At 52.2% G+C, this 12,396-nt stretch carries 10 protein-coding genes; 7 read left to right on the forward strand and 3 right to left on the reverse strand.

What is annotated here, in order from left to right:
* The first annotated feature begins 32 nt into the window (after nucleotides 1–32).
* Complete coding sequence (gene gap / locus C2U53_RS23595) at nucleotides 33–1,043, forward strand: type I glyceraldehyde-3-phosphate dehydrogenase (RefSeq protein WP_043000460.1); 1,011 nt, start codon at nucleotides 33–35, stop codon at nucleotides 1,041–1,043.
* Between the two features lie 388 nt (nucleotides 1,044–1,431).
* Here the strand turns inward: gap and C2U53_RS23600 are convergent, their stop codons facing one another.
* Nucleotides 1,432–1,743, reverse strand: coding sequence for a hypothetical protein (locus tag C2U53_RS23600; protein ID WP_043000459.1), 312 nt, complete (start codon nucleotides 1,741–1,743; stop codon nucleotides 1,432–1,434).
* Between the two features lie 601 nt (nucleotides 1,744–2,344).
* Between C2U53_RS23600 and C2U53_RS23610 the strand changes: the two genes are divergently transcribed.
* Nucleotides 2,345–3,061 (forward strand): YebC/PmpR family DNA-binding transcriptional regulator, encoded by a 717-nt coding sequence (locus tag C2U53_RS23610; protein WP_043000457.1) that lies wholly within the window; start codon nucleotides 2,345–2,347, stop codon nucleotides 3,059–3,061.
* A 266-nt stretch (nucleotides 3,062–3,327) separates the two neighbouring features.
* On the opposite strand, the gene C2U53_RS23615 is transcribed toward C2U53_RS23610, so the two are convergent.
* Complete coding sequence (locus C2U53_RS23615; RefSeq protein WP_043000456.1) at nucleotides 3,328–3,552, reverse strand: hypothetical protein; 225 nt, start codon at nucleotides 3,550–3,552, stop codon at nucleotides 3,328–3,330.
* 210 nt (nucleotides 3,553–3,762) lie between these two features.
* Here C2U53_RS23615 and C2U53_RS23620 point away from each other — a divergent pair, with 210 nt between their 5' ends.
* Nucleotides 3,763–5,232 (forward strand): hypothetical protein, encoded by a 1,470-nt coding sequence (locus C2U53_RS23620; protein ID WP_043000455.1) that lies wholly within the window; start codon nucleotides 3,763–3,765, stop codon nucleotides 5,230–5,232.
* Nucleotides 5,233–5,281: 49 nt separating this feature from the next.
* Here the strand turns inward: C2U53_RS23620 and dhaR are convergent, their stop codons facing one another.
* The gene (gene dhaR / locus C2U53_RS23625) at nucleotides 5,282–7,186 is read right to left on the reverse strand and encodes a dihydroxyacetone kinase operon transcriptional regulator DhaR (protein ID WP_104446912.1); all 1,905 of its coding nucleotides are present in this window, start codon (nucleotides 7,184–7,186) and stop codon (nucleotides 5,282–5,284) included.
* Nucleotides 7,187–7,426: 240 nt separating this feature from the next.
* Between dhaR and dhaK the strand changes: the two genes are divergently transcribed.
* The 4 genes from dhaK to C2U53_RS23645 all read left to right on the forward strand — a co-directional run bounded on the left by dhaK (nucleotide 7,427) and on the right by C2U53_RS23645 (nucleotide 12,393).
* Nucleotides 7,427–8,497, forward strand: a complete 1,071-nt coding sequence (gene dhaK / locus C2U53_RS23630) for a dihydroxyacetone kinase subunit DhaK (protein ID WP_043000454.1) — start codon at nucleotides 7,427–7,429, stop codon at nucleotides 8,495–8,497.
* Between the two features lie 10 nt (nucleotides 8,498–8,507).
* Complete coding sequence (gene dhaL, locus C2U53_RS23635) at nucleotides 8,508–9,140, forward strand: dihydroxyacetone kinase subunit DhaL (protein WP_043000453.1); 633 nt, start codon at nucleotides 8,508–8,510, stop codon at nucleotides 9,138–9,140.
* A 10-nt stretch (nucleotides 9,141–9,150) separates the two neighbouring features.
* On the forward strand, nucleotides 9,151–10,584 hold the full coding sequence (gene dhaM, locus C2U53_RS23640; protein ID WP_104446519.1) for a dihydroxyacetone kinase phosphoryl donor subunit DhaM: 1,434 nt from the start codon (nucleotides 9,151–9,153) through the stop codon (nucleotides 10,582–10,584).
* A gap of 102 nt (nucleotides 10,585–10,686) precedes the next feature.
* Entirely contained in the window at nucleotides 10,687–12,393 is a 1,707-nt protein-coding gene (locus tag C2U53_RS23645; RefSeq protein ID WP_104446520.1) for an alpha,alpha-trehalase, read from the forward strand.
* Nucleotides 12,394–12,396: the final 3 nt, after the last annotated feature.

The raw sequence follows: 12,396 nt of genomic DNA on the forward strand, positions 1-12,396 counted from the left end.
TACCTTCAGAGACAACAGATAAGGAGTTGATCATGGTAAAGGTCGGTATTAACGGTTTTGGCCGTATCGGACGCAACGTACTGCGTGCAGCGCTGGGTAACCCGGATATTCAGATTGTGGCAATCAACGATCTGACAGACAGTAAGACACTGGCGCATCTGCTGAAATACGATTCGCTGCTCGGAAAACTCGATGCCGACGTCACCGCCGGTGAAGGGCAGCTTGTCGTTGACGGTAAACCCATTACCGTGTTCAGCGAACGCGACCCCGCCAACATCCCATGGCGTCAAAGCGAAGTTGATATTGTTATTGAAGCAACCGGCTTCTTCACTGACCGTGACAAAGCAGCGGTGCATATCCACAGCGGTGGCGCAAAGCGCGTGATTATCTCCGCCCCCGGTAAAAACGAAGATTTAACCATCGTGATGGGCGTTAACGATGGCCTCTACTCCCCGGATAAACACGTCGTGGTCAGCAACGGTAGTTGCACCACTAACGGTCTGGCACCTGCCGCGCAGGTTCTGCACCAGCATTTCGGTATTAAGCATGGTCTGATGAACACCACCCACGCCTATACCAACAGTCAGGCGCTGCATGACCAGCCGGAAAAAGACCTTCGTGGCGCTCGCGCTGCCGCATTGTCGATTGTGCCTTACTCCAGCGGTGCCGCGAAGGCGCTTGGCAAAGTCATTCCTGAGCTGGATGGTCGTTTGACCGGTTACTCGCTGCGCGTACCGGTTCCGGTGGTTTCCATTGTCGATCTAACCGTAACGCTTGAGCGGGATGTGACGACGGAAGAGGTCAATAATGCGTTTCGTGAAGCCGCCGCAGCGGGACCACTGAAAGGGATCCTCGGTTACAGCGATGAACCACTCGTCTCAAGCGACTACCAGGGCGACCCGCGTTCTTCCATTATCGACGGCCTGTCGACGCTGGTGATTGGCGGAAATATGGTCAAAATTCTGGCGTGGTATGACAATGAATGGGGATTCTCCAACCGCCTCGTCGACCTGGCACTGTTGATGGCAAGGCGTGAACACTAATCCCCTGCTCTCGCATTCCCTCTAAATCCACGCCTGGCGTGGATTTTTAATTGCTGCCGCTTACCTGGCGGTGCAATCTGGATGAACAGCCCATCAGACGTTTAAAGACTTTACCAAACGCACTGTCAGACTCGTAATCCAACGCGTTGGCAATCAGTACGACGATGTTTCGGTATTTTTCAGACGATCGCAGGCCAACAACATGCGCTAACGCATAGGGTAGTCCATCGACATGCTGCCCACATTTTCTTTGAAATGTTGGGCAAAACTCGTCGCCAGGGGAAATCAATATCACGTCGGCTATGTGCCATGAGCGGACGTTGCTGATAGTAATTAGTACGGGTGTTATTCAACTTCCGGGTTACAGACAGGTTGCCCCGACATGGGATTAAAGGGGTGAGACGGACTCAACAACATGCTGGAAAACGTAAGGATCAGAAAGTAGTTCAAATTCTTCGTCATCCGGGTAGGTGACCGCCACGTGATAGTTTTCTCCAGCAAACGCCTTCACCGACTGGAGATCCTGCCAGTAGGTAGCAAGAAAAAAATGTTCCCAACCACCCTGCGTTTCTCTGCGAACAAACGCGCCTATGTTTCCTGGGATGCTCTTTGAATGCTCTACTCCTGTTTTCTCCAGATGCATAGCAAAGCCATCCGCATGTTCAAGTGGAACGCAGCCGTGCCAGGTTCTTACAATCATTAGTTTTATCTCCTGTTATGAGAAATATAACCCTATCACCAAAAGGTATTTCATGGTGTAGTTAATGAAGAGTATTTCTTCTAATAGCGAGTTTTCAGGCGCTTCTGACCTTCGTTTATCGTTCATAGCAGACCTGAGGACCAGCCAGTCTATCCTCTGCGAGCCAACAGCAGACGTGAACGTGTTATATAAGGCGAAGGCGGTACTTGCATGAATGCCATTTGAAATGACAACCTTCATAATCCGATCTCTCCTGTGGCCTGCACAATGCCAAATCCAGCATTTTTGATAGCTGTTTAGTTAATGCGTTATCGAAAGCCTTTAAAAAGGTATTTTGCCAGGTTAATCACTTTTGTTTCTCTTGTCGTATGTATTATTGCTGCGGTTCAACAATTAAGAATAGAAAAAGAATCAGAAACATTTCGAATATAGTTTATCCATAATATTAACAATTGATAGTATTAAAACAACACTCCATGAAATGGGATATTTTTATTTCTCATAGACGAGAATTTACATATCATGATATAATGTGCGAGGAAAAGCACGCAGGTTATTAACCTGTATGCTTTGTGATTAAATTTTCGAGGGGACTATTCCAGTGGGACGTAAATGGGCCAATATTGTTGCTAAAAAAACGGCTAAAGACGGTGCAACATCTAACGTATATGCAAAGTTCGGTGTAGAAATCTATGCCGCGGCTAAACAAGGTGAACCAGACCCTGAATTAAACACATCTTTAAAGTTCGTTATTGAACGTGCAAAACAAGCACAGGTCCCAAAACACGTTATTGATAAAGCCATTGATAAAGCTAAAGGTGGCGGAGATGAAACGTTCGTGCCAGGGCGTTATGAAGGCTTTGGCCCCAATGGTGCAATGGTTATCGCTGAAACGTTAACGTCGAATGTTAACCGTACGATTGCTAATGTCCGCACAATTTTCAATAAAAAAGGCGGCAATATCGGCGCGGCAGGTTCTGTAAGCTATATGTTTGACAATACTGGCGTGATTGTATTTAAAGGAACAGACCCTGACCATATTTTTGAAATTTTGCTTGAAGCTGAAGTTGATGTTCGCGATGTAACCGAAGAAGAAGGAAACATCGTTATTTATACTGAACCTACAGACCTTCACAAAGGAATTGCAGCGCTAAAAGCAGCAGGTATTACCGAATTCTCAACAACAGAATTAGAAATGATTGCTCAATCTGAAGTTGAACTTTCACCAGAAGATTTAGAAATCTTTGAAGGTCTTGTTAATGCCCTTGAAGATGACGATGATGTTCAAAAAGTCTATCATAACGTTGCAAACCTCTAATTAAGAATGAAAGGAATCTGCCATTATGGCAGGTTTTTAACCTTATCACGTTGTTATAACGAAGCATATTTAGCCGGGTATCAGGGATAGTGTCCATCGACCCGTTGGACTCACCGTTCAGAACAGACCCGTCTCCCTGGTACCAGACTGCAGATCGCACAAAGGGCACCCGTCATGGGTACCCTTTGTAGCAACTTTCAACATCATTCTGGATGACATGGCTCTACGGATAATTGCAGCACATCGCAAACCGAGCTTTCCGCAAGTCAGCGAGGAATATGCGCCAGAATCGTGTCCAGCGTTTGTTCATCAAACATCAACTCCTCGATGCCCCGATGCGACTGAGCACGTACCTGCTGCGGCGCGGTCATCCGCACCATTTGTCTCGCAACATGCTTTGTGGTTGCCTGATTCACTTTTACCGCAATTTCAAAGTCATGCTCGGCCAGCGTCTCATCGGTAAAGACATGGATGTTCGTATTGTTACTCATTGATTACTACCTCTTTTTACTCGTTCACGTTTAAAACGCAGCGATGCTGTAAGACCTCGGGCCAGGGCATTCTGCGCTTCCCGGAGGAAAATATACCCATCCATTTTTCGCAATAAATCCTCATTTAACCGATAAAATAGCGCCTGTTATTGCATAATTACTTACGCTACATTTTGCGGTTTAGGGCAGCGAGAACAGAGTGAGTATCAAATGGGAAAAATACTGGAAAACAACAGAAAGAATGCGCTCTCTGCCATCCGGGATCTTCTGGCAAAGGAGGTCTATAAGCTGGCGGTGATCAAACAGTTCCCGGAGGAGTTCACACGTATCATCGAGATTTACGCGGACATCTCGCGTACATTCCAGTTTCTTAGTGATTACACAGATAGCGAGACCCTCAATCGGTTCAAAGAAGAAATTTTTGACTGTGTGGTCGTCCGCCCACCGATGGCTGCACTCAAAACCCGTATGCAAAACGGCGTAGACTACCTTAAGCGTTCAATAGAAGAGCCAGACGATAAATTGAGCACTCAGCTAAAGAAAGGGGTTAACGGCATCTTTAATAACTATAAAACCTTTCAGTCCAGCATCCCCTATCGCTATCCCCCCGCGTTACTGATCCACTGGCATGACTATATTTCCCTCTATCGTGAGCTACAACGATGGGAGGAAAAGAGTGGTTTTGACAGAGTATGGGACGATTTTTTTGACGGCGGGTATATTACTCAAATCACATCTCCCGTATCCGTTACCGACCATATCCGCTCTTATGACAGCTATTTGCCCATCTCTTTTCATTACGCGACTGAGCAAGTTGACATCCCTGAAAATGCTTATTACCGCCATGCCGTCCCCTTTTCGCCTGATATCTCAAAAGCGGAAATGGAAGAGGTCATGATGATGCAATTCCAGGACAATTATTCACCCCAACGTCATGTTGAAATTAAAAACGAACTTAATTTTTCTATACGTCTTAATCCGGACATGACACAAGCGCATGTCGATGAAATCGTGGAACATGTCCGCTATCAGTTAAGCCGGGGACATAACGCGAATCTCGAAGCTGAAAAACAGTTAGCCTGTGACCAGAGCACATTTATGCGGATCTCATCGGCATCAAAACTTAACGAGCCCGACTTTGCGGACCTTCGACTGCTCCAGAGTGCACGCCTGATAAAAATTGATAACCTGGCCCAGGGAATTAAATATGTTTATGGGCTGGCGCTTCTGCAAGAAGCTTATCTTGAATGGCACCAGGAAAAATCGTGCGAACTCTCCTGGTACCGCTGGAAAAGGCGCACTGGCCAGAGGCTGGAGATCCTGGCGGAGAAAGTCGCCGAGAAAATAGAAACCGCCGTATTACGTAATAACCGTGATAAAAAATACCGGCACGACATCAGGCTACCAACCGCCTCCATGATTAAAAACAGCTACGATGAAGTCAGTGTGGAAATACAAAAGCACATTGACCAATTTCAGTTCGGACGTCTTCAGATGCAGAAACGCTTGAATCCTGTGCAAATGCGAAAGCTCATGGATACGCCTGAAATTCTGCTCAGCCAACTGCATGAAGAGGATAGTGACATCGCCAGACAGCGTATCGCTGAACTGACACGTAAAGGCAAAACGGCTTCGATTCGACGCCGCGAAAATGGCAGTTTTGTCATTGTCTGGTTTTAACCGACGCCTGACGGGAATCGCTTAAAATTCCTGGCAACAATCCCGCGTATCAGGAGCTCAACTTAAAATGAGCCGCGTTGATATGGTACAATTTCATTTTTCGCCACAAGGTGGTGCGGCCAATTTTCAGCAGGCTGGCCATCTCCTGAATCCGCCCACCGGTCACCCTTGCCGCGTGAATAATGGCGTCTTTCTCAATATCACTGAAAGCGACGCTGGCAGAGAAACGATCGGTCGCGGGTTCTGAGGCACGGTGCTCGTTAAAGAGATATTCCGGCAGATGGTTCAGGTGAATACGCCCGTTGTCACTTCTCAGCGCCGTATTTTCAATGACACTGTTGAGCTCGAAGTCATTCCCCGGCCAGTCGCAGGCAATCAGCGGAGTCAGCACATCGTCATCCATAAACAGGCGGGTCGAAAAGCGTTTTTCCAGGCGACGCAGGCGGTGATTCACCAGCGAAGGAATGCTGTTACGCCGCTGTCGCAGCGGTGGAATCATTATTTCAAAGGCGTGCAACGCGTAATAGAGCTGGCGGCTAAAGCGGTTTTGTTCCACCAGCCGCGCCAGATCCACCGTTGTGGCGGCAATCACTTTCACGTCAACTGGCACCACCCGCCGCGCGTCCAGGCGAGTGATCACCCCTTGTTTAATCACCTGTAACAACGCCGACTGCAGTTCTGGCGCCAGATACTCAATTTTTTCCAGGTACAGCGTACCGCCGTGCGCCAGTTCCAGGCGGCTCAACCGCCCTTCGCTGTCATCATCCGCCGTACTGGCGATAAAATCCCGTACCTGATCGGCATACAGCTGACAGTTCACCGCAATATACGGGCCTTCTGCCCGTTCGCTGGCATTATGAATTGCCTGACTCAGCAACTCTTTACCCACGCCCTCTTCGCCGCATAACAACACCGGAAAACTGCCCCGCGCCGCCTGACGGCCAAAATGAACGACACGCTGGGTCTGCGGATCGTCCTGCGCCATTTGCGCGAAGGTATGGCTCACTTTACCTAATTGACTGGTCATCAACTGGCGCATCTTCTCCACCGGATGCAGCAGCAGAATAAAACTGGTGCCCTGCGTTTCGACAATCGGTTTGAGAGTAATCACGGTATCAATGAACTGATGCTGGCTTTCAAATGTCGCCTCAACATGATGCAGCGGGCGCTGATGGCGGATCGCACGCACCAGCACGCTGGGCAGCGTCAGGAGTTCATTGAGGTTTTTGCCATGGGCAGCCGTCACATCAAGATGCAGTAGCCGTGCCGCCTGAGCATTGATGAATTGCAGACTGCCCTGCGCGTTCCAGGTCATCACGCCGTCATCCATGCTCTCCAGCAAACCGTACAGTTGATTGAGATGACGGTTTGATTCGGCAAGCAGGCTGTCGGTGAGCAGCGAGTTTCCCACTTCACGCGCAATCGCCAGGGTTAATGGCAGATCGGCAGGCGATGCGTGATCTGCCGGACAGCCCAGCGCAATGGATCCTAAGAGGCGTCCATGGTTGTCGAAAACAGGCGTTGAGCAAAAACACCACGCACCGAGCGCATGTTTAAAATGGTGATCGGGCAGCGTTTTTACCGGTTGCCCTACGACAGAGGCCAGCGACAGCGCACAACTGCCAATGATGCTTTCGGCACAATAGGTGCCGTCGACAAAACCGAGTTCCGCCAGTTGCCCGAGCGTTTTTGGATCGCCACAGCGGCTCAGCACACACGCACTCTCATCCAGAATGAACAGCGCACACTTTCGCGGCGCCATGTATTCCCATGCGTCCTCCAGCGCCGCCTGTCCAAGCGTGAGCATCGCCGTCTTACGCCGACAAATCGAATCAAACGTCAGTCCCTGTGCCCGGTGCGGTTGCGCCCAGAAATCACGCTGCATTATTTTGCCGCAGCGTAGCCACGAGTCGCGAATAAATTCAGGGATATTCGATTCATCGCTTATGTTCACGCTGTTATTCACTGTCTGTTTTCCCTCATTTCAGGGTGCGGTCGCTCGCAATTCTGCGGTATCTCGCGCTTTTACGTTCCGTTATGGAACATTCATCAAAATAAATGTTCTCTTTTGGAACATAACATCGATGAATTTTCTTTTTCGCGCGCTGGGGCACAATTACGTTATCGGCAGCGAGCGGTCGCCGTGGCGTTGTACACCATCGATCCCCTGGAGCCTAAGACCCGGAGCAAGAAAATGAAAAAGCTGATTAACCGTGTGGAAGACGTACTGAGTGAACAACTGGCTGGCCTCGCAAAAGCGCACCCGTCGCTGACCCTGCATCAGGATCCGGTGTATGTGACCCGTGCAGATGCCCCCGTTCAGGGCAAAGTCGCGCTGCTTTCCGGCGGTGGCAGCGGGCATGAACCCATGCACTGCGGCTATATTGGTCAGGGCATGCTGTCTGGCGCCTGCCCCGGCGAAATTTTTACCTCCCCAACGCCCGACAAAATGTTTGAATGCGCCATGCAGATTGACGGCGGCGAAGGCGTGCTGCTGATCGTGAAAAACTACACCGGCGATATTCTTAACTTCGAAACCGCCACTGAACTGCTGCACGAAAGTGGCGTGAAAGTCACCACTGTGGTGGTGGATGACGACGTGGCCGTCAAAGACAGTCTCTATACCGCCGGACGACGCGGCGTCGCCAACACCGTGCTGATTGAAAAACTGGTCGGGGCGGCGGCAGAGCGCGGCGATTCCCTGGAAGCGTGTGCGGAACTTGGCCGTAAACTTAATAATCACGGCCATTCGATCGGTATCGCCCTCGCTGCCTGTACGGTTCCGGCCGCCGGTCAGCCCTCTTTCACCCTTGCCGACAATGAAATGGAGTTCGGTGTCGGGATCCACGGCGAGCCCGGCATCGACCGTCGCGCTTTCGTCTCCCTCGATCAGACCGTTGACGAGATGTTCGATACCCTGCTGGAAAACGGCACCTATAGCCGCACGCTGCGCCACTGGGATCCCGCTCAGGGCGTCTGGCAGGAGGATAAGCAAGGCAAACAGCCTTTGCAGCGTGGCGATCGCGTCATCGCGCTGGTCAATAACCTCGGCGCCACGCCGCTTTCTGAACTGTATGGCGTCTATAACCGCCTTGACGAACGCTGCCAGCAGGCGGGTATCGTTATCGAACGTAATTTGATTGGTTCGTACTGTACGTCACTGGATATGACCGGCTTTTCCATCACCCTGTTAAAAGTGGATGACGAGACGCTGGCACTCTGGGACGCACCGGTTCATACCCCAGGCCTGAACTGGGGCAACTAAGGAGAGCGTCATGTCACTGAACAGAGAACAAATTGTGAGTTGGCTTTATCGCTGCGGGGAGATTTTCAGCAAAGAGAGTGATTATCTCACCGGGCTGGATCGCGAGATTGGCGATGCCGACCACGGTTTGAATATGCATCGCGGCTTTAGCAAAGTGGTCGAAAAATTACCGTCCATTGCGGATAAAGATATTGGGTTCATTTTAAAAAATACCGGGATGACGCTGCTGTCAAACGTCGGGGGAGCCAGCGGCCCGCTGTTCGGCACCTTTTTTATCCGCGCCGCGCAGGTCACTCAGGCGCACCAGAGTTTGTCGCTAAATGAACTCTATCAAATGATGCGTGAAGGCGCCGATGGCGTGATCAGCCGGGGTAAAGCCGAGCCGGGTGATAAAACGATGTGCGATGTCTGGGTGCCGGTGGCGGAGTCACTGCGCCAGTCGAGCGAACAGAACCTCTCCGTCACCGCCGCGCTGGACGCCGCCGCCGTTCAGGCTGAAGCCGCCGCGCAAAGCACAATTACGATGCAAGCCCGCAAAGGTCGCGCCAGCTATCTGGGCGAGCGCAGCATCGGGCATCAGGATCCGGGCGCAACCTCGGTGATGTTTATGATCCAGATGCTGGCAGCCGCAGCAAAAGAGTAAGGACAGTAAGATGGTAAACCTGGTGATAGTCTCTCACAGCGCCCGCCTCGGTGAGGGGGTGGGCGAACTGGCGCAACAGATGTTAATGGGCGGCGACTGTAAAATCGCCGTTGCCGCCGGTATAGACGATCCGCAAAACCCCATCGGTACCGACCCTATCAAGGTGATGGAGGCGATCGAGTCTGTTGCTGATACCGACCACGTGCTGGTGATGATGGACATCGGCAGTGCCCTGCTCAGTGCGGAAACGGCGCTGGATCTTCTCGACCCGAGCATTGCCGGGAAAGTGCGACTGTGCGCCGCGCCACTGGTTGAAGGGACGCTGGCGGCAACGGTGAGCGCCGCCGCGGGCGCGGATATCGAAAAGGTCATCGCCGATGCGATGAACGCCCTTGAAGCTAAGCGCGAGCAACTGGGTTTACCCTCTTCTGCTGATGAGCGCCGCATGACTCCGGTTTTTAGCACACCGGACGCAGCGGCAAAATCAGTGTCCGTGGTGATCAAAAACCCTAACGGTTTGCACATTCGTCCGGCGTCCCGGCTTGTGGCAACGCTGTCAGCCTTTGACGCGGATCTGCTGCTGGAAAAAAACGGCAAGTGCGTCACGCCGGATAGCCTTAATCAGATATCGCTGTTGCAGGTTCGCTGTAATGACACGATCCGTCTGCTGGCAAGCGGAGCGCAGGCGGATGACGCGCTCGCCGCATTTAGCCAACTGGCTGCGGAGAACTTCGGTGAATCGCTGGACGATGCCGCAATTACCGCATCGTCGACGGAGAAGATTACGGGCAGCGCGTTCTGTTACACCCCAACACTGCCGCCGGTTCGACAAGCCTCGGATCTCAGTCCCGTTGCAGAACAGGCGCGACTGCGTAACGCGCTGGATCTCACCCTGCTCGATCTGATGACGCTGCTCACCCGCATGGAAGAACACTGGCCTGGTGACCTGGCGGCCATTTTCTCTGGTCACCATATGTTGCTGGACGATCCAGAGTTGTTTGATACCGCCTGCGGGATCCTGCGTAGCGAACACTGTACGGCGGAATATGCCTGGCAGCAGGTGCTGAGCAGCCTCAGCATGCAGTATCGGCAACTGGATGATGCCTATCTGCAGGCGCGCTACATCGATATCGACGATCTCCTGCATCGCACGCTACGTCATTTGCTGCAAAGCCCGCTGACGTTGCCTGATTTCACCGCGCCTGCCATCCTGGTCGCCGACAATCTGTTTCCCTCAACGGTGCCGGAATTCGACCCGAACGTGGTGAAAGGCATTTGCCTGCGTGAAGGCAGTCCGCTCGCGCATGGCGCCTTGATCGCCCGCGAGATGGGCATCGCCTGGATATGCCAGCAGGGCGACGCACTTGACGATGTGCAGACGGGTGAGCGGTTGACCCTTGATGTGGCGCAAAATCGCGTCGTCAGGGAAAGGAAAACCCTGTAACGTCGCAAAAAAAGGAGGGTAACAACGCGCCGGGGGCGATCCTGGACTACGATTTTCTCATGGTAGATACCGTTTTTCGGTACACACTAAGGAGATGAATCAATGCATACCCCTGCTTTTTGCACGTCTGGTTCGCTGTCGTGGGTCATAAAATTAGCGGTTTCCGGCACCCTTCTGTCCTTCTCTTCACTGTCTGTGCACGCAGAAGAGATGCCGGTTACCCCGCCGCAACCGCCGGATATTTTGCTCGGCCCGCTGTTTAACGATGTGCAGAATGCCAGACTGTTCCCCGATCAAAAGACCTTTGCTGATGCCGTGCCAAACAGCGATCCGCTGATGATCCTTGCGGATTACCGGATGCAAAAAAATCAATCCAGTTTCGATTTACGCCACTTTGTGAGCGTCAACTTCACGTTGCCAAAAGAGGGAGAAAAATATGTTCCGCCGGAAGGACAATCGCTGCGCGAACATATCGACGGGCTGTGGCCAGTATTAACACGCTCTACCGAAAGCGCGGGAAAATGGGATTCGTTGCTGCCGCTGCCTGAACCTTACGTGGTACCCGGCGGGCGCTTCCGGGAAGTCTATTACTGGGACAGCTACTTCACCATGTTGGGACTTGCCGAAAGCGATCACTGGGACAAAATTGCCGATATGGTGGCGAACTTTGCCTGGGAGATTGATGCTTTCGGTCATATCCCGAACGGCAACCGCACCTACTATCTGAGCCGTTCCCAGCCCCCCTTCTTCTCCCTGATGGTGGAACTGCTGGCGCAGCATGACGGCGACGATGCGCTGAAAAAATACCTGCCGCAACTGCAAAAAGAGTATCTCTACTGGATGGAAGGTGTCGAAACGCTGCAGGCAGGTCAACAGAACAAACGGGTGGTGAAAATGGATGATGGCACCATTTTGAACCGCTACTGGGATGAGCGGGATACGCCACGACCGGAATCCTGGGTTGAGGATATCGCCACGGCAAAAAGCAATCCAAACCGTCCGGCCACCGACATTTATCGCGATCTGCGCGCTGCGGCGGCATCTGGCTGGGATTTCAGTTCGCGCTGGATGGATAACCCACAGCAGCTCGGCACGCTGCGGACCACCAGCATCGTTCCGGTGGATCTTAACGCGCTGCTGTACAAGATGGAAAAAATCCTCGCGCGCGCCAGCAAAGCCGCGGGGGATGAAGCAAAAGCCAACCAGTACGATTCGCTGGCGAACGCCAGACAGAAAGCGATTGAGCACTACCTGTGGAATGACAAAGAAGGCTGGTATGCGGATTACGATCTGAAGAGCAAGCAGGTGCGTAATCAACTGACCGCTGCCGCCCTGTTCCCACTGTATGTCAACGCGGCCTCGAAAGATCGCGCCAGCAAAATGGCCGTGGCCACTCGCGCGCATCTGCTGCAGCCGGGCGGGCTTGCCACCACCTCGGTGAAAAGCGGACAGCAATGGGATGCGCCAAACGGCTGGGCGCCGTTGCAGTGGGTCGCCACCGAGGGCTTACAGAACTATGGACAGAGTGAGGTGGCAATGGAGGTAAGCTGGCGATTTCTGACCAACGTGCAGCACACCTACGATCGCGAGCAAAAGCTGGTGGAAAAATATGACGTCAGCAGCACCGGAACCGGCGGTGGCGGCGGTGAATATCCGTTACAGGATGGTTTTGGCTGGAGCAACGGCGTCACGCTGAAGATGCTCGACCTGATCTGTCCGAAGGAAAATCCATGCGACAACGTGCCGGAAAAACGTCCTGTGACTCGCCAGACCTCCACCGAACCGACACAAAAACAGGCAACGCCGTAATAG

Origin of the sequence: Citrobacter sp. CFNIH10, from assembly GCF_002934585.1 — a bacterium.
In the GTDB taxonomy this organism is placed as follows: Bacteria; Pseudomonadota; Gammaproteobacteria; order Enterobacterales; family Enterobacteriaceae; genus Citrobacter_A; species Citrobacter_A amalonaticus.

What these genes read in the sequence shown, in the direction of transcription:
- C2U53_RS23600 (WP_043000459.1), bottom strand. Translation starts at nt 1,743, where the DNA reads ATGATTGTAAGAACCTGGCACGGCTGCGTTCCACTTGAACATGCGGAT.
- gap (WP_043000460.1), top strand. Translation starts at nt 33, where the DNA reads ATGGTAAAGGTCGGTATTAACGGTTTTGGCCGTATCGGACGCAACGTA.
- C2U53_RS23645 (WP_104446520.1), top strand. Translation starts at nt 10,687, where the DNA reads ATGCATACCCCTGCTTTTTGCACGTCTGGTTCGCTGTCGTGGGTCATA.
- dhaK (WP_043000454.1), top strand. Translation starts at nt 7,427, where the DNA reads ATGAAAAAGCTGATTAACCGTGTGGAAGACGTACTGAGTGAACAACTG.
- dhaL (WP_043000453.1), top strand. Translation starts at nt 8,508, where the DNA reads ATGTCACTGAACAGAGAACAAATTGTGAGTTGGCTTTATCGCTGCGGG.
- C2U53_RS23615 (WP_043000456.1), bottom strand. Translation starts at nt 3,552, where the DNA reads ATGAGTAACAATACGAACATCCATGTCTTTACCGATGAGACGCTGGCC.
- dhaM (WP_104446519.1), top strand. Translation starts at nt 9,151, where the DNA reads ATGGTAAACCTGGTGATAGTCTCTCACAGCGCCCGCCTCGGTGAGGGG.
- C2U53_RS23620 (WP_043000455.1), top strand. Translation starts at nt 3,763, where the DNA reads ATGGGAAAAATACTGGAAAACAACAGAAAGAATGCGCTCTCTGCCATC.